Genomic DNA, 19,464 nt, shown 5'->3' with positions numbered 1-19,464 from the left:
GCCTTCGCGCAGGTGCGGAGTCAGATGGTGAAGGCCAGGTTGTCCACGACGCGGCGGCCGAGTTCCCGGTCCCCGCCGACGTCGACGGAGTCTGACGGGGCGGGACGGCCGCCGCACAACCGCAGGAACAGCGTCGACGGAAGACGCAGCGTCGTGGTCGCCGGTCCCGTCGAGGCGGGCACGAGCCGTGCGCGGCCGTCGACCTCGACGGTCAAGGTCCGCCGCACGGGTCCGGTGAGGTCGATGACGACGGTGCTGCCGTCGGGGGCCGCGGCGCGCTTGCCGACGACGTAGCCCATGGTGCGGGCCGCCTCGTCGAGCGCCGCCTCGGCCGCCGGACCGTCCTCGTTGCCGGGCTCGCCGACGGCGGCGCGGACGTCCTGCTCGTGCATGTAGCAGTCGTAGATCCTGATCTGCATGAACCTGCCGTAGGTCGCCTGGCCGGCGGGAGTCCAGCTCGGCGCGGCGAAGTCCGCGTCGGTCATCCGGGCGAGCATCCCGGCCCGGCGGGCGGTGACGTCGCGGAACCGCGCCAGCATCGCGGCGGGTCCCTCCTCGCGCAGCGCCGCGACCCATTGCTCGTTGAAGGCCGCGATGTCGTTGCGGACGTGGGGCAGCGCCGCGACGTCGACGCCGCAGTCGGGCGTCGCCTCACCGGCGAGCATCGCCTCGGTCCCGATCAGGTGGGATACCACGTCGGTCACCCGCCAGCCCGGCAGGCAGGTCGGGGTCTCCCACTGCCCGCCCGGGAGGCCGGTCAGCAGCCGGTCGAGCTCCTCCCACTCGCCGACGAGGACGTCGGTCACCTGTTTCCTGTCGGGATCCGTGCTCATGCCTGGCCGCCTCTCCGGGGGTCGTCGGGGAACTCGATCACTTCGCCGCGGTCGATGCTGACCCAGTCGCGGCCCGCGAGGTAGGGCCGGATCGCCCGGTGGATCCGCTGCTGCTCGGCGGCGCCCTTGGGCCGCTGGATCTCGTACAGGTCGGGGAACTCCAGCATCCCGGTGACGACGTCCCAGAGCCGGACGGCGCGTTCGCCCGCGGGCGGGTCGATCAGCACCGGTCCGAACAGGCATTGGCCGCCGGGGAAGAACAGCGTGGGCACGCCGTAGCCGCCGGCGTCCACCACCCGCCGATGGTCGGCCCGCACGTCCTCGTGGGTGCCGGCGTCGGCCAGGGCCTCGTCCAGCACCGGCGCCCCGAAGCCCAGCTCGTCGAGCAGCCGCCGCGCGACGTCCGGGTCGTGCGGCTTTCCGCCGCGCTCGTGCAGTTCCGCGCCGATCCGGGCGTACCAGGCGTCGAGGGCCGCCATGTCGCGCCGCCGGAGCAGCGCGCCGATCCGCATCAGCGACCACCCGTACGACCACGGCCGCTCCCACGGATGCTTCTTGCCCTCCGCCCGGTTGACCTCCTCCAGGCTGAAGAAGCGCCAGTTCACCTCGACGCCGAGGCGTGCGCGCACCTCGCGCAACCAGACCGAGGTCGCGTAGGCGAACGGGCACATCGGGTCGAAGTGGAAGTCGACGGCCGCGGTCATGGGCCCTCCCGGAGATTGGCGGCGATCACCTGGTGCAGCGCCCGGGGGATCTGCGACGCGTCCGACCGGCCGGTCTTGGCCAGCAGGATCATGCCCTGGAACTGGGCCACCAGGATCGTGGCGAGAAGGCCGGGGTCGGCGCCGTCGCGCAGCACGCCCTGGTCGGCGGCCACCCGGCACAGCACCGCGAGGCGCCGCTCCCACTCGGCGAACACCGTGGCGAGGTGCTCGCGGAGGACGTCGTCGGTGGTGGCCAGCTCGGCGGCCAGGTTCCCGAACGGGCAGCCGACGACCCGTCCGAACCGGGCCTCGAACCCCGCCTGGATCTCGCCGACCGCGTCGGCCATCGCATGCAGTTGCGCGGCCGCGTCCATTGCATCGCCGGGAGCCGCCGCCGTCCCGGCGGCGGCTTCGTCGAGCCGGGCCCACAGCGCCGCGGCGTGATGGTCGACGACCGCCTTGGCCAGGTCGGACTTACCCGGGAAGAAGTGGTAGAAGCTGCCCCGGCGCACGTCGGCCGCCGAGCACAGCTCCTCCACCCCCACCGACTGGTAACTGCGGGTCAGGAACAGCCGCGCGGCGCTCCTGACCAACCGCTCGCGCGCGTCGCTCGTCCTGGGCACGGCCCCACGGTCCCCGATAGTTGACCGGTCCGTCAAGTATTCCGGCCACCGGCCGCTTGCCGATTTACATCGATATTCGATATGAATGCGGGATGGCGTCGACTCCTCCGCCGGACGGCGGGCTGGACGTCGATGAGCTGGCCGCCGCGATCGTGGACTTCAACGGCCACTTCATCCGGCTCCCGGCCGTCCGCAGGCTCAACTTCTCGGCCCTGTCGGTCCTGCACATGCTGGCGCACCGCGGCCCGCTGCGGCTGACCGACCTGCTCTCGACCGAGCAGCTCAAGCAGCCCGCGCTCACGAGCCTGGTGGCGAAGCTGGCGGCGGAGGGACTGGTGGCACGCCGCGCCGATCCAAGCGACGGCCGCGCCGTCCTCCTCTCGCTCACCGAGGAGGGCGAGCGGATCGTCCGGTCGCGGCACGAGGACCGGGTCGCGCGGCTCGCGCGCCTCGTGGCGCACCTGGACGAGCGCGAACGCCGGGCGCTGGCCGATGTGATCCCTGTACTGGTGCGCCTGACCGAAATAGCGGCGAGCGGAAACGAGGAGGAACGTGTCGTCCCTGAAACCGGCACCGATCCATGTCCCTGACGACCTGCTCGACGACCTGCGCCGCAGGCTGACGGCGACCCGGTGGCCGCTGGACGAGGGCAACGACGACGGCCACTACGGCGTCCGCCGCTCCTACCTCCAGGAGCTCGCCGAGTACTGGGCGGACGGCTACGACTGGCGCGCCGCCGAGCGCGCCATCAACGCCTACGAGCACTACCGCGTCGAGATCGACGGGGTTCCCGTCCACTTCATGCGCCGGCCGGGCGCGGGGCCCGCCCCGACGCCGCTGATCCTCAGCCACGGCTGGCCGTGGACGTTCTGGCACTGGTCCAAGGTCGTCGATCCGCTCGCGGACCCCGCCGCGTACGGCGGCGACCCAGCCGACGCGTTCGACGTGATCGTCCCGTCCCTGCCCGGCTTCGGCTTCTCGACCCCGCTGACCCGGCCCGACATGAACTTCTGGAAGATCGCCGACCTCTGGCACGAGCTGATGACCGGCGTGCTCGGCCACCGCAGGTACGCCGCCGCAGGCTGCGACGTCGGCGCCCTGGTCACCGGCCAGCTCGGCCACAAGTACGCCGGCGAGCTGCACGGGATCCACATCGGCTCCGCGTTGCGGCTCGACTTCTTCGAGGGCGACCGCGCCTGGGACTTCACCGGCGGCCGGCCCCTGCCCGACGACCTGCCGCCCGCCGTCCGCAAGCGGGTCCTGGAGCTGGAGCGGCGGTTCGCCGTCCACCTCGCGGCGCACGTCCTCGCCCCGTCCACGCTGAGCTACGGGCTGGCCGACTCCCCGGCCGGCATGCTCGCCTGGATCCTGGAGCGCTGGATGAAATGGTCCGACAACGGCGGTGACATCGAACGGGTCTTCAGCAGGGACGACCTGCTCACCCACGCCACGATCTACTGGGCGGGCGGCGGCATCGACACCTCGATCCGCACCTACGCCAACAACAACCGCTACCCCTGGACGCCGTCCCACGACCGGTGGCCGGTCGTCGAGGCCCCGACCGGCATCACCTTCGTCGGCTACGAGAACCCGCCCGGCGTCGCCACGAGCGAGGAACGGGTGGCGAACTTCCTCGAAAGCGACCGCGCGGCCTGGTACCGGCACGTGAACATCACCGCGCACGACCACGGCGGCCACTTCATCCCCTGGGAGGTCCCGGACGAGTGGGTCGGCGACCTCCGCCGCACCTTCCGTGACCGCCGCTGACCGCCCGATACCCGGCCGAGGTCAGCTCACGGCGGGCGGACCGGCGGCAGCCCGAGGGCGGGGGCGACCACGTGGTCGATGTAGCCGTCCAGGAAGTCGAGGTCGACGGTGTCGCCGAGGTCCATCTCGGTGCCCAGCGTCCCTATCAGCATGTACTTGACGTAGGGCAGGGCCGGGCAGCCCGCGGCGACCTCGCCGCGGCCGACGGCCCGCGCCAGGATGGCGTCCAGGGCGGCGAGGCCGGGTGCGACGACGGTCTGGCGGACGGCCTCCATCAGCCGGGGGTCGCGGTGGACCGCATGGACCATCGCCCGGTTCATCCCGCGGTCCATCGCGGTCATGACGTGGTACTGGGCGACGTACGCCTTCAGGTCGCCGCGCAGGTCCCCGGTGTCGATGCCGTCGACGTCCAGGGGGCCGAGCGCCCGCACCGCCGCGATGACCAGCTCGGGCTTGCCGCCCCACTGCCGGTAGATGGTGGCCTTGCTCATCCGGGCCTGGGCGGCGACCGCCTCGACGCTCAGGGCCTCGTACCCGACCTCGCGCAACCGGTCGAGCACGAGCGCGAACAATTCGGCCGCGCGCTCGGACGAGATACGGCTCCGCCGCTTGGTCGCGCGGTTGGCATCCGGGCTCACATTCTCTCCGGCGGATCACTCAGTTCGGTTAGTAAACACGGCGCGCCCCGCTCCCTACCATAGGCACACCTTAAGAGAACGGTGGCGTTTCGCTAAGGAGCGGCACCGCACGCACGCTCCCCCGAGACGGCACGCGGCGACGAGGCCGCGGGTCCCCTCCCCCGGCCGACGAAGGAGCGTACGCCACGGGAGGCCGCCCGTGAACCCCCCGCTCGACCGAACGGAGTGACCATGCCCGAACTGAGCCGCCGCTCGCTGCTGACCGGCGCCGCCGCCACCGCCGGACTCGCCCTCACCGGGACGCCCGCCCGGGCCGCCGCGCGGCGCCGCACGCCCGTGACGCGGTCGGAGGAGCGCGCCGTGATCATCGGCTCCGGTTTCGGCGGCGGCGTGGCCGCCCTCCGCCTCGCGCAGGCGGGCGTGCGGTGCCTGGTGCTGGAGCGCGGCGTCTGGTGGCGCACCGGGCCGAACGCCGAGACGTTCCCGCACCCCTCCTCCCCCGACAAGCGGATGTTCTGGCTCGGCTCGACCCCGACCATCTTCGGCATCCCGGCGGACCCGTTCCCGCACTACACCGGGCTGCTGGAGCAGGTGCCCGGAAACGGCATGGACATGATCGTGGCCGCCGGGGTCGGCGGCGGGTCGCTGGTCTACCAGGGCATGACCCTGCAGCCCGCCGAGAACGTGTTCAACGCCAACCTGCCCGAGCAGCTCGACTACGCCAAGATGGACCAGGTTTACTACCGGCGGGTCGCGCAGATGCTGCAGATCGAGACGGCGCCGGACGAGCTGGTCAACAGCACCACCTACAAGCCCGCGCGGGTCTTCGCCGACCACGTCCGCAAGGCCGGCTACGACGTCACGAAGATCCCGATGCCGATCGACTGGACGTACGCGCTGCGCGAGCTGAAGGGCGAGATGAAGCCGTCCTACACCAACGGCGACTGCGCGCTCGGGGTCAACAACGGCGGCAAGCACTCGGTGGACGTCACCTACATCGCCGCCGCGCAGGCCACCGGCCGCGTGACCGTCGCGACGCAGCACAACGTCACCGACGTCGCGATGGCGAAGGACGGCCGCTGGGAGGTCCACGTCGACCGGATCGACACCGACGGGACCGTCCTGGAGAAGAAGATCATCACCGCCGGGGCGCTCGTCATGGGGGCCGGGACCGCCGGCACCACCAAGCTGCTGATGCGCGCGTCGGCGAAGGGCCAGATCCCCGACATGCCCGACGGCCTCGGCGCCGGCTGGGGCTCCAACGGCGACCGCATCTACCTGTGGAGCGACTTCGCGGACGAGTTCGGCTACCCGCAGGGCGGCCCGGTCGTCTACGGCACCCTGGAGTGGGACGACCCGGCCAACGCCAACACGATCATCCAGGCGTCGCTGCCGCCGATCGGCGGCGACATCCGGTCGACGATGATGGTCGGCTACGGCGTCAGCAAGGGGCGCGGCGCGTTCGTCTACGACTCCGGCAAGGACGACGCCGTCCTGCAGTGGCCCAAGGGCGCCGACGACACGCTCTACAAGCGCATCAACGCCCGCGCCAACAAGATCGCCGGCCAGGGGTCCGTCCTCACCGACACCACCGGCGTCTACCCCTCCACGTGGCACCCGCTGGGCGGCGCGTCCATGGGCGCCGTCTGCGACCTCTCCGGCCGGGTCAAGGGCCACCGCGGGCTCTACGTGCTGGACGGCGCGCTGCTGCCCGGCACCGCCGCGGCCTGCAACCCGTCCATGACCATCGCGGCGGTCGCGGAGCGGGCGACCGACGACCTGATCGCCAAGGACGTGGGCACGGTGTTCTAGGGCACCGGGGGCGGCGGCCCGCCGGGCGGCGCGGCGCGGCGCCGCCATCCGGGGACTTTCCCAATCCGGGAACGCCCTTGGAACTGTCACAGGCCTTCCCTGGGAATCACCCCGCGGTGGCCACACCCATGTACACCACCGACCGGATTCCCGACGACCAGAAGGGCGTCACCACCCTCGCCGTCCGGGCCGGCCGGCCCGGGGCGGACCCCGCCACCGCGCTGGACAACCTCGAGCGCGCGGCCGCCGACCTCCGCCCCGACGCCGTCCTCGGCGTGCGCCTCCTCATCGTCCCCGAGGTGACGGGCCGCACCGACTTCACCTCGGAGGACGTCATGCGGGTGAACACCCAGGTCTGCTACGTCGCCTACGGGACGTGCGTCCGGCTCGAAAGCGAATGAGCCCCTCGCGTCGCTGACCCGGCCGGTTCGCGGCCCGCCTGACCGCCGCCGGCTCAGGCGCCGGGGGTGGGCACGCCGACCGCGCGCAGCGATTCCTTGAGGGAGCCGAGCGTGGCCAGGACGGCGGAGGGCTCGTAGCCGCAGTGCGCCATGCAGTTGTCGCAGCGGGGGTCCTTGCCGCGGCCGAACCGGTCCCAGTCGGTGGTGTCGAGCAGTTCCTGGTAGGTCTCGGCGTAGCCGTCGGCGAGCAGGTAGCAGGGGCGCTGCCAGCCCAGCAGCGAGTAAGACGGGATGCCCCATGGGGTGCAGGCGAAGTCGCGCCTGCCCTCCAGGAAGTCCAGGAACAGCGGGGAGTGGTTGAGCCGCCAGCGGTCGCGGCGTCCGCCGGCGAAGGCCTCGGCGAACAGTTCCCGGGTCTGCTCCACGCCCAGGAAGCGGTCCTGGTCGGGGGCCTTCTCGTAGGCGTAGCCGGGCGAGATCTCCATCCGGTCGACGCCGAGTTCGTCGTTGAGATAGTCGAGCACGTCGATGACGGTCTGCGGGGAGTCGGTGTTGAAGAAGGTGCTGTTGGTGTAGACCTGGAAACCGGCCTGCTTGGCCTGTTTGATCGCGGCGACGGCCTGGTCGAACACGCCCTTCTTGCTCACCGCCTCGTCGTGGCGGTCGGCCAGCCCGTCGATGTGCACCATCCAGGCGAAGTCGCGGTGCGGCCGGAACTTGTGCAGGTGCTTGGGCAGCAGCACGGCGTTGGTGCACAGCACGATGAACTTGCGGCGGGCCAGGAGCTCCTCGACGATCCGGTCGATCTGCGGGTGCATCAGCGGCTCGCCGCCGGCGATCGAGACCATCGGCGCGCCGCACTCCTCCACCGCGCCGACGGCCTGCTCCACCGGCATCCGCTTCTTGAGCAGGTGGGCCTCGTGCTGGATCTTGCCGCAGCCGGCGCACTTGAGGTTGCAGGCGAACAGCGGCTCCAGCTCCACCAGCATGGGGAACTTCTTCCGGCCGCGGATCTTCTGCTGGAGCAGGTAGCGCCCCAGCTTGATCGACAGGTGCAGCGGCAGGCCCATGGTCTCCCAGCTCCTTCGGCGAGACGGCGGCCGCGGACGGCCCCGATGAGCGGACACCAGGCCTCGTACCCCGTACATACAGCTTGTATGTACGAGGATGCCTGTATGACCAACTCGCGCCGCCAGGAGCACACCGCCGACACCCGCGCAGCGCTGCTGAGCGCGGCGCGGCGGCTGTTCGCCGACCAGGGGTACGCCGGGACCGGCACCGAGGAGATCGTGGCCCGGGCCCGGGTGACCCGGGGAGCGCTGTACCACCACTTCCGCGACAAGGCCGACCTGTTCGCCGCGGTCATGCGCACGGTGGCCGGCGAACTCGCCGAACACCTCATCCAGCAGCAGCTGGCCCGGCCCGGCGGGCGGCCCGCGGGGCCGCTGGACGAGCTGCGCTCCGGGTTGCAGGCCTACCTGGACGCCTGCCTGGACGGCGACTTCCAGCGCATCGTGCTCGTCGACGGGCCCGCCGTGCTCGGCCCGGCGGCCTGGAACGAACTGATCGACCAGCACGGCCTGCACCTGCTGCGCGACTGGCTGCGGCAGGCCATCGCCGACGGGCAGATCGCCCCGCTGCCGGTGGACGTGCTGGCGCGGCTGCTGGCCGCGCTCATCGCCGAGGCCGGTCTCTACATCGCCCACGAATCCGACCCGGCGGTCGCCCGCGACAAGGCCGGGGTGGCCCTCGACCACATCCTCCGAGGCCTGGGCCACACCCCGGAGTAAGGGCTGCCTCTACGGAGTGGCCTCGTCGGTGGCCCTCCGCGCGCCCTTCTCCTCGATGCGGCGCCGTTGGCGCTCCACGTTCTCCGGCGTCGGATCCTGCCCTTTGGCCATGGCGAGATCCTCCGGATCGACCGGCGTCTCCGAACCGGTCCGCAGCGTCGGGCGCTCCGGCCGCCGTCCTTCCGGCTGTCCTTCGGTCCTGTCGGTCATCGGACCCACTCTCCTCAGCGGTCGTCGGTCGCGATCTGTCCCGCCCTACCCGCCGGGCCGCCGCCGACACACCCTGACGGCCGCCGCCTCGCAGGCCAGGGGGTGTGCGGCCGTCCGCGCCCGGGGCCGACCGCCGCATGGTCGCGGGCGCCGCTGTTTCACTTGGATTCGATGCGGCCCAACGGCGCGGTGCTCTCCGAGAGTTCCTTTCGCACCGCCGTCCAGGCGGCGTCCTCGATGCCGAGCGCATGGCGGAGGTAGGCCCACGTGGCCCGCTGGACGAGGGCGACGCGCTGGGGGTTCTCGTCCGTCGTCTCCCGCGCCTCGTATCCGGCGATGCCGCCGAGCGAGTGCTCCCCGCCGAACACGGTGAGCAGGCTCTTGTCGCCCGGGCTCAGGAAGTACGGGTCGGTGAGCCATTCCGGCCCCCGGACGGACAGCGGGAGGTCGTCCTTGTCGCCGGCGACGACGAGGGCCGGCGTGGTCATGTTCGCGAAGTCCGGGTTCATGAAGGGGAAGTGCTCGGCCGCGTACGGGGTCAGGTCGGCTCCGCCCTTTCCGGCCGTGGCGATCAGCACGCCCGCGCCGATCCGCGGGTCGGACAGGTCCTCCCCCTGTCCGCTCACCGGGTCGAGGACGCGCAGGCCCAGCAGGTTGCCCGCCGTCTGGCCGCCGAAGGAATGCCCGGCCGCGGCGATCCGGCCGCGGTCGAGGCGGCCGCTCAGGCCGGGAACGGCGGATTCCAGCAGATCGAGCCGGTCGAGAATGCGCTTCATGTCCTCGACGCGGTAACGCCAGATCCGCGGCGTCCGGGGATCGTCCTGCGCGAGTCCCACCGTCCTGGAGTCCAGATGGGTGGGCTGGATCACCGCGAATCCATGCGCGGCCCAGAAGTCGGCCAGAGGGCCGTAGCCATCGAGCGACGAGCCGAAGCCGTGCGACAGGACGATGATCGGCAGGTCGGACCCGGTCACCGGCGCGGAGACCCTGACCCGCAGGTCATCGCCACGGCCCGGCGCCTCCAAGATCACCGGCTTGACCGACACGACAGGAGCGGGCGCGGTCGCGACGGCGCCCGGCATCGCCATTTCTCGTTCGTTCATGAATTCTCCTCGATGTTTTATAAATACCCTTGAGGCGACTCAAGCGAATGGCACAGAAAGCCGGTCAGGGTCGGATCCTTTGCTTCACCTGAAGGCGTTGGGCCGCTCGTGGACTACGCTAAAACCTGACGTTGACGTGAGAGGCAAGGGCTGTGGCGCGGGCCACATCGGGGAGGCGCGATGCGCATCGGCGAACTCGCCGCGCGGACGGGCGTCAGCGTCCGGGCGCTGCGGTACTACGAGGAGCAGGACCTGCTCGCCTCGCGGCGCAGTCCGAGCGGGCAGCGGCACTACCCGGACGGCGCGGTGGACCGCGTCGAGCTGATCCAGGAGTTGTACGCCGCCGGGCTGTCGAGCAGGTCGATCCTGGAGCTGCTGCCGTGCGTCATAGGCGGTGAGGCCACACCGGAGCTGCTCGACCGGCTCTCGACGGAACGCGATCGGATCGACGGCCAGATCGGCGATCTGGTGAGCGCCCGCAACAGGCTGGACACCGTCATCACCGCCGCCACCGCGAACCTGCGCACGGGACGGCACTGCAAGAACCCCGAGGGCTGACCGCTCCTAGAATGGCCGACTTCGGGCCGCCGGCCCGCCGGACCGCGAGGAGGCGCCCGTGACCCGTCCCTTCGACCGGGAGACCGTTTCGGCGTACCGGGCCGCCGGGTGGTGGGGAACCGAGACCGTCGCGGACCACGTCCGGCGGCAGGCGGCGCGGCGTCCCGGCGGCGCCGCCTACATCACCGCGGACGCGATGCTGTCGTGGGCGCGGTACGAGGAGAACTCGACGCTGCTGGCAGGCCACTTGGCGGGGCTGGGCCTGGCGCCGGGCGAGCGGGTGGCGGCGCTGCTTCCGGACGGGCCCGCCTGGCACGTGACGGCCGTCGCCGCGGAGAAGGCCGGGCTCGTGCTGGTCGGTGTGGGCGCGCGGGCGGGCCGCCGCGAGCTGCGGTCCCTCCTGGAGCGGACCGGCTCGCGGGCCTTGGTGACGCCGCCAGATCACCGCGGCGGGGCGGCGCCGGACCTGGTCGCGGAGCTGCGCGCGGACGGCGCCGACCTCGCCCACCACGTCGTCGTGGACCGGCTCGGCCTTCCCGATGACCGGCGCGAGGGCGACCTCACCGGCCGCGCGCTGGGCCCGGACGACCTCGCCATCATCAACTCGACCTCGGGCACGACCGGGCTGCCGAAGTGCGTGTCCCACACCCAGAACCGCTGGTTCTACTTCCACGAGCTGGCGCGGCGGGCGGGGGCGCTGACGCCGGCGGACGTGTTCCTGGGGGCCGTCCCGTCGCCCTTCGGGTTCGGGCTGTGGACGGCGCACTTCTCCCCCGCGGTCCTGGGAGTCCGGACCGTGCTGATGGAACGGTTCGACGCGCACGCCGCGCTCGACCTGATCGAGCGGCACCGGGTCACCGTCCTGCACTGCGTGACCACGCAGTTCATCATGCTGCTGAACGCGCAGCAGGAGAAGGAGCGCGACCTCGGTTCGCTGCGCTGCATGTTCACCGGCGGCGAAGCCGTCCCGTACGAGCGCGCGGCACGGTTCGAAGAGGCCACGGGCGCGAAGGTCCTGCAGTTCTACGGCTCGAACGAGACCGGCGCCCTCAGCCGCACCACCCTGGACGACCCGCGCGACGTCCGGCTCCGCACCGCCGGGCACGTCATCCCGGAGATGCGGGTGCGGCTGTTCGACCCGGCGGACGGATCCGACATCACCGGCAGCGGCCGGCCCGGGCAGCCCGGCTGCAGGGGGCCCGCGGCCTCGCCCGGCTACTACGGCGACCCGGACGCCGACCGCGCGCTGTTCACCCCCGACGGCTGGATGCTGATGGCCGACATCGTCGAGATCGACGAGGCCGGCCGCCTGCGCGTGGTGGGCCGGCAGAGCGACCTGATCATCCGGGGCGGCAAGAACATCAGCGCGGCCGCCGTCGAGGCCGAGGTGGCCTCCCATCCGGCGGTCGCGCTCGCCGCCGCCGTCGCGATGCCGGACGAGGTGTTCGGCGAGCGCGTGTGCGTCTACGCCGAACTGCGCCCGGGGACCGCCCTCGACCTGGAGGGGCTCACCGGGCACCTGGCGGAGCGCGGCGTCTCCCGCGAATGGCATCCCGAACGGCTCGTCGTCCTCGACCGGCTGCCCCGCTCGTCCGGCGGCAAGGTGGCCAAGGCGGAGCTGCGCGCCGACATCCGCCGCCGCCTCTCCCGCTGAGCCACGCGATCGCGGCGGCGCCCGGGACGCGAATGATCATTCGCCGTCCACTCCCCGACCGGCCCGTGGCGCCTGCACGTGATCACCGTCGATCCGCGCCGGTTCGGGGGCCGCGTGGTCTCCTCCGTCGGCGGCACGCTCACCGCCACGGACAGGCTGTCGGACCTGGCGCGCTCGTGACCTGCACCGATCCGGAGGAACTGGTCGCCTTCACCCCGGTGTACGGGGCGTCGAGCCCGGCCGGGGCCGGCGCCGAGGCCGTGCTGGACGCCTCTGGGCGCGTGACGGAGCTGCGCGGGTCGCGGGGCACCGCCATCCCGGCGGGCGGCCGCACCGTCCAGGCGACCGGGACGGCCGCGGACTGGCTGCGCTCGCACGCCCGTCCCGGCACGAGGCTCGCGATCTCCGAGCGGGTCCTCGACCGCAGGCGCCCGCTCCGGCTCGCCCCCTGCACCTCGATCCTCGGGGCCGGGCCGCGGCTCGTGCGGGACGGCCGGGTCCGGGTCGGCGCCTACGCCGACGGGCTCGTCCACACCGGCGACGACCGGTCCTTCTACTACAACTGGGTGCTGCGCCGTAACCCGCGCACCATGGTCGGCGTCGACCGGCACGGGCGGCGGCTCCACCACCATGGCCACGGCGGGCGGCGCCCTCGTCAACCGCCCGTCCGACGCCGCGGGCGAGCGCGGCGTCGGCGACGGGATCCTGCTCCTCCCCGGCCGCGGCTGAGCCCTTCCGCGAGACGGCGGTCCGGCCGTTCCCGATCGCGCCGGCCGGATCCGCCGAAGGCGCGGATGTTGTCGCACCCTACAAGATTCATTGGTTCCCGATCGGAACGGCCGGGCCGCCGGTAGCGTTGTCGGCGGCCTCAGCAGAAAAACCCGCGCCATGAGTTCACGCAGGTCCCTCCCGCCGACCCGGTTTCCATGGCGACTTACGGTAAGCCATATGTTCCTTGCGCCTGGTGACCGATCGATTAACGATGACGTGAACCGCATGGAAGGGGACGAATCGAGCGGCGGTCAATGGTCTCCCGCCGCGCACGGAAAGCGGACGGCGGCGTGCGCCAGACCGCAGGAAGGGCACGCCGGCACCGACGGATCGACCCATGAGAGCCGACGCCATGATGAATGATCTCCTGTCCCTGTCGACGAACGCGTTCATCGCCGGCATCGAGGGGGTCGCCCGCCGTTTCGACACGGCGACCTACCCGCAGCAGAACCTCCCCGCCGACGACTGGACGCTGCTGACCAGGGCCGGTGTGCTGCTTCCCACGCTGCCCAAGGAATACGGCGGCCGCGACGACCACCTCGAGATGTGCCGGGTCGTGGAGGCCGTTTCCGAATGGAACCTGCCGCTCGGAATGTACGTCACGGTCATCACGGCGGTGGCCTTACGCCCCATCGTGCTGTGGGCGGGCGAGGAGGCCAAGCAGGAGGTGCTGCCGCACTACGCCGGCGGCGACCCCGCCATCTGCGGGTTCGCCTCCACCGAGCCGGGCTGCGGCTCGGCCATGTCCGGCATGGCCACCACCTTCGAGGAGGTCGAGGGCGGCTACCGGATCCGCGGACGCAAGCACTGGCAGGCGTTCAGCATCAGCGCCCACTGGTGGCTCGTCAGCGCGAAGAACGACGAGAACGGCCGCACGTACGGCTACTTCATCGTCAAACGCAGCGAAGGATTCCGCACCCTGCGGCCCTACGAGCCGCTCGGCCTCAAAGTGATCGATTACGGCCTCAACGAGATCGACGCGGTCGTCCCCCGGCACCGGCGAATCCCCGCCGAGGGCAGGAATCTGCGTCCCATGGTGGAAATGCTCATGGCGTCGCGGGCGATGATGGCGGCGATGGGCTGCGGTTTCCTGCGCCGTATCAGCCGCGAGGCGCACGCCTACGCCGATCACCGCAGAATCGGCCCGGGACCGCTTTCGGAGATACGGTTCGTCCGCTACCGGCTGGCGGCCATCGACGCCTCGTACACCGTGTGCGCGGCGCTCAATCACTACCTCCGGACCGCGCTGGACATGAAGGACGCCATGATCGGCGCCTTTCCCGCCGTCCAGGCCATCAAGACGGTCGCGACCGAGCGAATGCTGAGTTCGGCGCACCATTACCAGCAGCTCGCCGGCGGTGAGGGATACCGCTGCGGGTCCCCCACCAACATCTCCGCCCAGGCATTCCTGGACGCCCGCGTCTACACCGTTTTCGACGGCACCAACGACCTGCTCAGCCAGCAGCTCACCGAGTACTGCCTCGCCAGGACGGCCGGCCGGACGCTCAGCCGGTTCCTGGCCGAATGGCCGCTGACGGCGTCCGCGGTCCGCGCGCAGCGGCTGGACCTGGGCTTCCTCGACCGGGACCTGCGGCAGGAGCATCTGGTCCTGGCCGGCCGCGCGATCGCCTACGCGTTCACGATCGGCCAGGTCACGAGGTGGGCCGCCGAGACGGGCGCCGACCCCGCGCGGGCTCGCGCGGCGATCGAGTTCCTCAAGGCCGACATCGCCGGCGTCGCCACGGAGTTCGGCCTGCTCGCCACGGGCGTGCTCGACCCCGACGCGCCCCCGGCGCGGGCACCGGCCTCGCGTTCCGTCCCGGTCCCGTCCGCGGCGTGGCGGGACGCCTAGGCCTGACGTTCCTCGCGGCGGCGGATCAGCTGCATCAGGTCCGCCGCCCGCTCCTTGATGAGGCCCAGCCCGGGATGGCCCCAGGGACGGGGCTCGCGGTCGATCACGCAGATCGTCCCGAGCACCGTCCCCGTCCGGTCGATGAGCGGCGCCCCGACGTAGGTGCGGATGCCGAGCTTGTCGACGACCGGGTTGCCGGCGAAGCGCGGGTAGTCGCACACGTCGTCCAGGACCAGCGCCCGGCGCCGCACGACGACGTGCGGGCAGTAGCCGTGGTCGAGCGGGACCTCCCGGCCGAGCTCGACGGCGCCCGCCGCGTCGGCGCCCGGCGCCTGCGGGGCGTACAGGCCGCCGAGGTACTGGTGGTCGGTCACGAAGTTCACCATCGCGAACGGGGGCTGGTCGGTGCCGGCGAGGTGGCGGGCGGCCTCGGCCAGATCGCGGGCGAACGCGTCGAACTCGGCGTCCGGGGCCTGCCCGAGGCGCAGTTCCCGCAGCCGCGCGGCCCGTTGGGGCACCTCCGGGTCGACGGGCGTCAGCAGGTGTCCGGCGGGCTCGTACAGCGGGTCGTGGATCACGGAGGCTCCTGTGGGGCTGGTCTCGTCAGGCGGAGGCGGTCGGGACGGCGTCGAGCAGATGGCCGATCAGCGCCCTCAGCACCGCCGCCGCGGAGCGGCCGTCCCGCGCGTCGCAGACGACGACGGGCACGCGCCCGTCGAGGCCGAGGGCGGTGCGCACCTCGTCCGGCGCGTAGCGGAACGCGCCGTCGAACTCGTTGACCGCGACGAGGAACCGGGTGCCCCGGTTCTCGAAGAAGTCGACGGCGTCGAAGCAGTCCTCGAGGCGGCGGGTGTCGGCGAGCACGACGGCGCCGAGGGCGCCGGCGGACAGCTCGTCCCACATGAACCAAAAGCGCTGCTGGCCGGGCGTGCCGAACAGGTACAGCACGATGTCGTGCTGCTCGATCGTGATCCGGCCGAAGTCGAGCGCCACGGTGGTGGTGGTCTTGCGCTCCACCCCGCCGAGGTCGTCGAGGCCGGCGCTGGCCGTGGTGATGAGCTCCTCGGTGCTCAGCGGTTCGATCTCGCTGACGGCGCCGACGAACGTGGTCTTGCCGACGCCGAACCCGCCGGCCACCAGGATCTTGACCTGGGTCGGGGGCGGCGCGTCAGGCTCGTTGCAGGCCATCGAGCAGTTTCTCCAGGAGGGCTCGGTCGGTCGGGTCGGCCGCGGTGCGCCGCGCCCGGGTGGCCAGCGCGCGGCAGGCCACCAGATCGGCGAGGACGACCTTGGCGATGGTCACGGGCAGCCGCAGGTGCGCGGCGACCTCGGCGACCGAGGTCGGCGCGCGGCACCACTCGAGCGCCTCGGCGTGCTCGGGGTCCATGCCCCGCGCGGGCCGGCCGGTCGCCACCACCAGGGACAGCAGGTCGAGGTCGACGGCCGGCCGGGTGCGGCCGGCGGTCACCGTGTACAGGCGCACGAGGGGGCCGGCGGCGGCGTCGACCCAGACCTCGTCGTCGCCGGCCGTCATGTCGACGCGGCTCGGTCGCCCGCCGTGGGCGCCGGGCGCGCCGCGGTGTGCAGGAACGGCCGGACCGCCCTGATCAGCCGGGCCATCTCGAAGCCGACGAGGGCCGGGTCGGCCTGCGCGTCCGCGAGCACCGCGAGCACGGAATTGAAACCGGCCCACGAAATGAAAAGCTGGCTGGATTTCAGCTCGGCGACGACCTGCCGGACCTCGCTGCTCCCGTCGAAACGGGCCCCGGCGCTGCGGGTGATGGAGAACAGGCCGGAGGCGAGCGCCGCCATCTGCTCCGCGCCGGCGCGGTCGAGGCCGTGCGCGGCCTTCATCATGCCGTCGGCGGACAGCAGCACGCTGCCGCGAATGGCCGGAACCTCGTCGCTCAGCCCCCGCAGCAGCCAGGCGAGGTCTTGCGCATCGTTCGGGGACGCCGCAGTCAATGGGAGCTCCTCGTCATTTCCGATGCCTCGTCATTTCCCGTTGTCCATGCCGTCCGCGGCGTCGTTCTCCAGGGCGCTGCGCATGCCCCGCTGGAATGCCGCCATCAATCCCGGATTGTGCTCGGCCTCGTCGTCGGCCTCCTGGCGCACGGGCGCGCTGGCCAGTTCGGGCGTCAGGTGCGTCTGCGCGCGGCGCCGCGGCAGTTGCGGACGTTCTCCGGCGGGCGGCGGGGCGGCGGGCCCGCCGCCCTGCGCCGGCACGGCCGGCTGCGGGCCCGTCTCCCACGTGGGCGCCGCGGGGCGCCGGGCCGGCCCGACCGCGTACGGCTCCTGGAAGGCCGTGGGTGCGCCGCGATCGTCGTCGACGCGCGTCATGTCCAGCGGATCGTCGGCGACCCGCCGGGAGCCGGGCGCCGGCCCGGGCGGCGGGGCCGGGACCTGCCCCGACGGCACCTGCACGGGTGAGGCCTGCATGGGTGAGGCCTGCGCGGGCGGGGCCTGCGGGGCCGGGACCTGGCCCGCCTGCGCGGGCCGTGGAGTGCCCGCCTCCTCCTGGCCGCCCGACAGTTCCGTGGGGACGACGACGACGGCCTGCGTCCCGCCGTACACGTTGCTCTGGAGCTGGACGCGGACCTTGTGCCGGCCGGCCAGCGCGGACACCACCAGGAGCCCGATGCGCCCCTCGCTCAGCAGTTCCCCGGCGCGGGCCCGCTCGTGGTCGGCGAGCAGGTCGTTCAGCCGCAGCCGGTCCTCGCGCGGGATGCCGAGGCCGCGGTCCTCGACCTCGATGGCCAGGCCCGCGGCGACGCCCTCGACGCGGACCAGGACCTGGGTCTGCGGCGGCGAGTACTTCGTGGCGTTCTCGATGAGCTCGGCGAGCAGGTGGATGACGTCGGCGACCGCGCTCCCGTGCACGCTGCCGTCGACGGGCGGCACCACCTTGACCCGCTTGTAGTGCTCCACCTCCGCGATGGCCGAGCGCAGCACCTCGTACACGTTCACCGGCCGGGTCCACTGGCGGCGGGACGCGGCGCCGCCGATGACGGCGAGGCTCTCGGCCTGCCGGCGCGTGCGGGTGGCGAGGTGGTCGACCTTGAACAGCCCCTTGAGCAGGTCGGGGTCCTCGACCTGGGCCTCCAGCTCGTCCAGCCCGAGGATGGCCCGGTGGGACAGCGACTGCATCCGCCGGGCGAGGCTGACGAAGACGCCCACCCGCTCGTCCCGGCCCTGCGCTCCGCGGCGCGCGGCGTCGACCACGGCGTTCCACGCCTCGCTCTGCGCCCGCCGCAGCTCCCGCACGAGCCGCGCGACAGGGTCGCCGGGGTCGGCGGCCGGGCCGTCCTCGGTCCACGGGGCGACGGCCTCCCCGGCGGCCAGCCGCCCGGCCAGCTCGGCCAGCTCCCGCCGTCCGCGGCCGATCAGGAACCCCAGCTCGCCCAGCCTGCGGCTGAGGTTCTCCTGGTCGCGGACGACGCACCGGGCGCGCTGCCGGTCCACCCGGCGGGTCGCCGCGTCGGCCCCCCACACGGCGGCCACCAGGACGGCGGCGGCGCCCACGGCGGCGACGGTCAGCACGAGCCGCGTCTGCCGGGGCAGCGCCGCGCCGTCGTAGAGCATGGCGACGGCGACGACGCCCAGGAGCGCGACAATGGCCGCGGGAAGGATGGAAATGGACAGGTGAACAATGCGCATGCTGCTCTGGCGATGCCTGCCGCAGGCGGCCGGGGCCCTGTCGTACCGCCGGACGTCCTGGCGGTCGGCACCGGCGGCGGGTTCGGAGAAGTCGGGCATCGGCGTCCTCGGCGTGTCGGACAGCAAGATCGAAAAACTGAGCAATACGGACTCGTATGCCTACAGCCGTATCTAGGCTGACACAACGCCACGCCAAGGACGCACGGAATGCCGAGATTCCAGGGATCCACGGCCATTATGCCATTATTAGTCCATTATGTCCGCATCACCGAATGGTGGAGGATTCTTATCCCGGACGGCGCCATTCCGCCGTATGCGGCGGACCGGAATTCGCGTAACGGGCGGGCCATTCGAATGATCATTCCGACCGGGTCCACGGCCAGGTGATCAGCGCCCAGCCGAGCAGGATGACCACGACCTCCACCAGCACGTACCAGGGCCAGGGGCCGAGCACGTCCAGCACCGAGCCGGTGACGGGCTTGTCGTTGAGGTACCCGTAGTTCGTCCCGGCGATCTCGTTGAAGGCGAACGTGCCGACGGCCCACACCACCGTGACGGCGACCGCGAACCGGTAGCAGCGCCAGTCCGGCCGCATGCCCAGCCCCCAGGTCAGGTACACCGCGGCCCACACGATCATCAGGTGCATCGACCAGAACGCCAGGTAGTCGATGTCGGGGTAGTCCCCGCCGTTGAGGGCCGGCGTGAGGAGGCCCTGGACCGACAGGGTGAGCCCCCAGTAGTACGTCAGCGCGTACCAGCGCCGGCCGAACGTCCACAGCGCGCCGGCCGCGGTCAGCCACGCCACGTCGCACAGTTGCAGAGGCAGCGACCCGCCGAGGTCCCACTCCCGGGGCAGCAGGGTGTGCGCCTGCGTACCGACCATCACGAACAGGACCGCCAGCGCGTACGCTCTGCCGAAGCCCTTCGCCTGTTCCCCGGCGCCCGGGCCCGGCTCCGGCGTCCGCTGCGCGCGGCCGAGCGCCACCAGCGCGGCGCACCCGACCGCGAACAATCCGAGGGCCGCCCAGTGGGACGGCCCGTACGCGGCGAATCGACCGGCGGCGGTCAGGGGCACCCGGTGATCGTAACCT

The 19,464-nt window shown here is 72.3% G+C and carries 23 protein-coding genes; 10 read left to right on the top strand and 13 right to left on the bottom strand.

The features are described 5' to 3' along the window. Positions 1-20 precede the first annotated feature (20 nt). From ACA514_RS13095 to ACA514_RS13085, 3 genes are read right to left on the bottom strand one after another with little or no spacing between them, the layout of a single operon-like run. A complete protein-coding gene (locus ACA514_RS13095; RefSeq protein WP_375041349.1) occupies positions 21-833 on the bottom strand; it encodes a maleylpyruvate isomerase family mycothiol-dependent enzyme in 813 nt (270 codons plus the stop codon). Then, a complete protein-coding gene (locus tag ACA514_RS13090) occupies positions 830-1,537 on the bottom strand; it encodes a DsbA family protein (protein WP_375041348.1) in 708 nt (235 codons plus the stop codon). The genes ACA514_RS13095 and ACA514_RS13090 overlap by 4 nt, the downstream gene beginning before the upstream one ends. After that, complete coding sequence (locus ACA514_RS13085; protein WP_375041347.1) at positions 1,534-2,160, bottom strand: TetR/AcrR family transcriptional regulator; 627 nt, start codon at positions 2,158-2,160, stop codon at positions 1,534-1,536. The genes ACA514_RS13090 and ACA514_RS13085 overlap by 4 nt, the downstream gene beginning before the upstream one ends. Positions 2,161-2,252: 92 nt before the next feature. Here ACA514_RS13085 and ACA514_RS13080 point away from each other — a divergent pair, with 92 nt between their 5' ends. After that, entirely contained in the window at positions 2,253-2,750 is a 498-nt protein-coding gene (locus ACA514_RS13080) for a MarR family winged helix-turn-helix transcriptional regulator (protein WP_375041346.1), read from the top strand. Continuing rightward, entirely contained in the window at positions 2,713-3,927 is a 1,215-nt protein-coding gene (locus tag ACA514_RS13075) for an epoxide hydrolase family protein (protein WP_375041345.1), read from the top strand. The genes ACA514_RS13080 and ACA514_RS13075 overlap by 38 nt, the downstream gene beginning before the upstream one ends. 26 nt (positions 3,928-3,953) lie before the next feature. On the opposite strand, the gene ACA514_RS13070 is transcribed toward ACA514_RS13075, so the two are convergent. Beyond that, complete coding sequence (locus ACA514_RS13070) at positions 3,954-4,565, bottom strand: TetR/AcrR family transcriptional regulator (RefSeq protein WP_375041344.1); 612 nt, start codon at positions 4,563-4,565, stop codon at positions 3,954-3,956. Positions 4,566-4,796: 231 nt separating this feature from the next. On the opposite strand from ACA514_RS13070, the gene ACA514_RS13065 reads away from it, so the two are divergent. After that, a complete protein-coding gene (locus ACA514_RS13065) occupies positions 4,797-6,377 on the top strand; it encodes a GMC oxidoreductase (protein ID WP_375041343.1) in 1,581 nt (526 codons plus the stop codon). 116 nt (positions 6,378-6,493) lie between these two features. Continuing rightward, positions 6,494-6,778 carry a hypothetical protein gene (locus ACA514_RS13060; protein WP_344260392.1) on the top strand — a complete coding sequence of 95 codons (285 nt, stop codon included), beginning with the start codon at positions 6,494-6,496 and terminating at the stop codon, positions 6,776-6,778. Between the two features lie 53 nt (positions 6,779-6,831). Here the strand turns inward: ACA514_RS13060 and hpnH are convergent, their stop codons facing one another. Next, a complete protein-coding gene (gene hpnH / locus ACA514_RS13055; protein ID WP_375041342.1) occupies positions 6,832-7,848 on the bottom strand; it encodes an adenosyl-hopene transferase HpnH in 1,017 nt (338 codons plus the stop codon). A 105-nt stretch (positions 7,849-7,953) separates the two neighbouring features. On the opposite strand from hpnH, the gene ACA514_RS13050 reads away from it, so the two are divergent. Further along, positions 7,954-8,568, top strand: coding sequence for a TetR/AcrR family transcriptional regulator (locus ACA514_RS13050; RefSeq protein WP_375041341.1), 615 nt, complete (start codon positions 7,954-7,956; stop codon positions 8,566-8,568). Between the two features lie 9 nt (positions 8,569-8,577). Here ACA514_RS13050 and ACA514_RS13045 read toward each other — a convergent pair whose 3' ends face one another. Together ACA514_RS13045 and ACA514_RS13040 are read right to left on the bottom strand one after the other, a co-directional pair. Next, the gene (locus tag ACA514_RS13045; RefSeq protein WP_375041340.1) at positions 8,578-8,778 is read right to left on the bottom strand and encodes a hypothetical protein; all 201 of its coding nucleotides are present in this window, start codon (positions 8,776-8,778) and stop codon (positions 8,578-8,580) included. Positions 8,779-8,936: 158 nt separating this feature from the next. Next, complete coding sequence (locus tag ACA514_RS13040) at positions 8,937-9,881, bottom strand: alpha/beta hydrolase family protein (RefSeq protein ID WP_375041339.1); 945 nt, start codon at positions 9,879-9,881, stop codon at positions 8,937-8,939. A gap of 180 nt (positions 9,882-10,061) precedes the next feature. Here ACA514_RS13040 and ACA514_RS13035 point away from each other — a divergent pair, with 180 nt between their 5' ends. The 4 genes from ACA514_RS13035 (at position 10,062) to ACA514_RS13020 (ending at position 14,716) form a co-directional block, all read left to right on the top strand. Next, the gene (locus tag ACA514_RS13035) at positions 10,062-10,439 is read left to right on the top strand and encodes a MerR family transcriptional regulator (protein ID WP_375041338.1); all 378 of its coding nucleotides are present in this window, start codon (positions 10,062-10,064) and stop codon (positions 10,437-10,439) included. Positions 10,440-10,497: 58 nt separating this feature from the next. Continuing rightward, entirely contained in the window at positions 10,498-12,093 is a 1,596-nt protein-coding gene (locus tag ACA514_RS13030) for a class I adenylate-forming enzyme family protein (RefSeq protein ID WP_375041337.1), read from the top strand. Positions 12,094-12,269: 176 nt separating this feature from the next. Next, entirely contained in the window at positions 12,270-12,947 is a 678-nt protein-coding gene (locus tag ACA514_RS13025; RefSeq protein WP_375041336.1) for a phosphodiester glycosidase family protein, read from the top strand. A gap of 254 nt (positions 12,948-13,201) precedes the next feature. Continuing rightward, positions 13,202-14,716 carry an acyl-CoA dehydrogenase family protein gene (locus ACA514_RS13020; RefSeq protein WP_375041335.1) on the top strand — a complete coding sequence of 505 codons (1,515 nt, stop codon included), beginning with the start codon at positions 13,202-13,204 and terminating at the stop codon, positions 14,714-14,716. On the opposite strand, the gene ACA514_RS13015 is transcribed toward ACA514_RS13020, so the two are convergent. From ACA514_RS13015 to ACA514_RS12995, 5 genes are read right to left on the bottom strand one after another with little or no spacing between them, the layout of a single operon-like run. After that, on the bottom strand, positions 14,713-15,294 hold the full coding sequence (locus ACA514_RS13015) for a GAF domain-containing protein (protein ID WP_375041334.1): 582 nt from the start codon (positions 15,292-15,294) through the stop codon (positions 14,713-14,715). The two genes, ACA514_RS13020 and ACA514_RS13015, sit on opposite strands and share 4 nt — an antisense overlap. Before the next feature lie 25 nt (positions 15,295-15,319). After that, positions 15,320-15,904 carry an ATP/GTP-binding protein gene (locus ACA514_RS13010; protein WP_375041333.1) on the bottom strand — a complete coding sequence of 195 codons (585 nt, stop codon included), beginning with the start codon at positions 15,902-15,904 and terminating at the stop codon, positions 15,320-15,322. Continuing rightward, on the bottom strand, positions 15,885-16,250 hold the full coding sequence (locus tag ACA514_RS13005; protein WP_375041332.1) for a DUF742 domain-containing protein: 366 nt from the start codon (positions 16,248-16,250) through the stop codon (positions 15,885-15,887). Before ACA514_RS13005 ends, ACA514_RS13010 begins: the two co-directional genes overlap by 20 nt. Next, the gene (locus tag ACA514_RS13000; protein WP_375041331.1) at positions 16,247-16,681 is read right to left on the bottom strand and encodes a roadblock/LC7 domain-containing protein; all 435 of its coding nucleotides are present in this window, start codon (positions 16,679-16,681) and stop codon (positions 16,247-16,249) included. Before ACA514_RS13000 ends, ACA514_RS13005 begins: the two co-directional genes overlap by 4 nt. A gap of 30 nt (positions 16,682-16,711) precedes the next feature. Continuing rightward, a complete protein-coding gene (locus ACA514_RS12995) occupies positions 16,712-18,373 on the bottom strand; it encodes a sensor histidine kinase (RefSeq protein WP_375041330.1) in 1,662 nt (553 codons plus the stop codon). Between ACA514_RS12995 and ACA514_RS12990 the strand changes: the two genes are divergently transcribed. Continuing rightward, a complete protein-coding gene (locus tag ACA514_RS12990; protein WP_375041329.1) occupies positions 18,366-18,548 on the top strand; it encodes a hypothetical protein in 183 nt (60 codons plus the stop codon). The genes ACA514_RS12995 and ACA514_RS12990 overlap by 8 nt on opposite strands. A 183-nt stretch (positions 18,549-18,731) precedes the next feature. On the opposite strand, the gene ACA514_RS12985 is transcribed toward ACA514_RS12990, so the two are convergent. After that, on the bottom strand, positions 18,732-19,448 hold the full coding sequence (locus tag ACA514_RS12985; protein ID WP_375041328.1) for a TIGR02206 family membrane protein: 717 nt from the start codon (positions 19,446-19,448) through the stop codon (positions 18,732-18,734). Positions 19,449-19,464 lie beyond the last annotated feature (16 nt).

The sequence above is a fragment of the Actinomadura sp. NTSP31 genome (genome assembly GCF_041951385.1).
GTDB classification, from domain to species: domain Bacteria; phylum Actinomycetota; class Actinomycetes; order Streptosporangiales; family Streptosporangiaceae; genus Spirillospora; species Spirillospora napierensis.
This window is presented reverse-complemented; position numbering and strand designations above follow the sequence as displayed.

What these genes read in the sequence shown, in the direction of transcription:
- ACA514_RS12995 (WP_375041330.1), bottom strand. Translation starts at nt 18,373, where the DNA reads ATGCGCATTGTTCACCTGTCCATTTCCATCCTTCCCGCGGCCATTGTC.
- ACA514_RS13005 (WP_375041332.1), bottom strand. Translation starts at nt 16,250, where the DNA reads ATGACGGCCGGCGACGACGAGGTCTGGGTCGACGCCGCCGCCGGCCCC.
- ACA514_RS13045 (WP_375041340.1), bottom strand. Translation starts at nt 8,778, where the DNA reads ATGACCGACAGGACCGAAGGACAGCCGGAAGGACGGCGGCCGGAGCGC.
- ACA514_RS13010 (WP_375041333.1), bottom strand. Translation starts at nt 15,904, where the DNA reads ATGGCCTGCAACGAGCCTGACGCGCCGCCCCCGACCCAGGTCAAGATC.
- ACA514_RS13050 (WP_375041341.1), top strand. Translation starts at nt 7,954, where the DNA reads ATGACCAACTCGCGCCGCCAGGAGCACACCGCCGACACCCGCGCAGCG.
- ACA514_RS13020 (WP_375041335.1), top strand. Translation starts at nt 13,202, where the DNA reads ATGAGAGCCGACGCCATGATGAATGATCTCCTGTCCCTGTCGACGAAC.
- ACA514_RS13035 (WP_375041338.1), top strand. Translation starts at nt 10,062, where the DNA reads ATGCGCATCGGCGAACTCGCCGCGCGGACGGGCGTCAGCGTCCGGGCG.
- hpnH (WP_375041342.1), bottom strand. Translation starts at nt 7,848, where the DNA reads ATGGGCCTGCCGCTGCACCTGTCGATCAAGCTGGGGCGCTACCTGCTC.
- ACA514_RS12990 (WP_375041329.1), top strand. Translation starts at nt 18,366, where the DNA reads ATGCGCATGCTGCTCTGGCGATGCCTGCCGCAGGCGGCCGGGGCCCTG.
- ACA514_RS13040 (WP_375041339.1), bottom strand. Translation starts at nt 9,881, where the DNA reads ATGAACGAACGAGAAATGGCGATGCCGGGCGCCGTCGCGACCGCGCCC.
- ACA514_RS13095 (WP_375041349.1), bottom strand. Translation starts at nt 833, where the DNA reads ATGAGCACGGATCCCGACAGGAAACAGGTGACCGACGTCCTCGTCGGC.
- ACA514_RS13090 (WP_375041348.1), bottom strand. Translation starts at nt 1,537, where the DNA reads ATGACCGCGGCCGTCGACTTCCACTTCGACCCGATGTGCCCGTTCGCC.
- ACA514_RS13080 (WP_375041346.1), top strand. Translation starts at nt 2,253, where the DNA reads ATGGCGTCGACTCCTCCGCCGGACGGCGGGCTGGACGTCGATGAGCTG.
- ACA514_RS13065 (WP_375041343.1), top strand. Translation starts at nt 4,797, where the DNA reads ATGCCCGAACTGAGCCGCCGCTCGCTGCTGACCGGCGCCGCCGCCACC.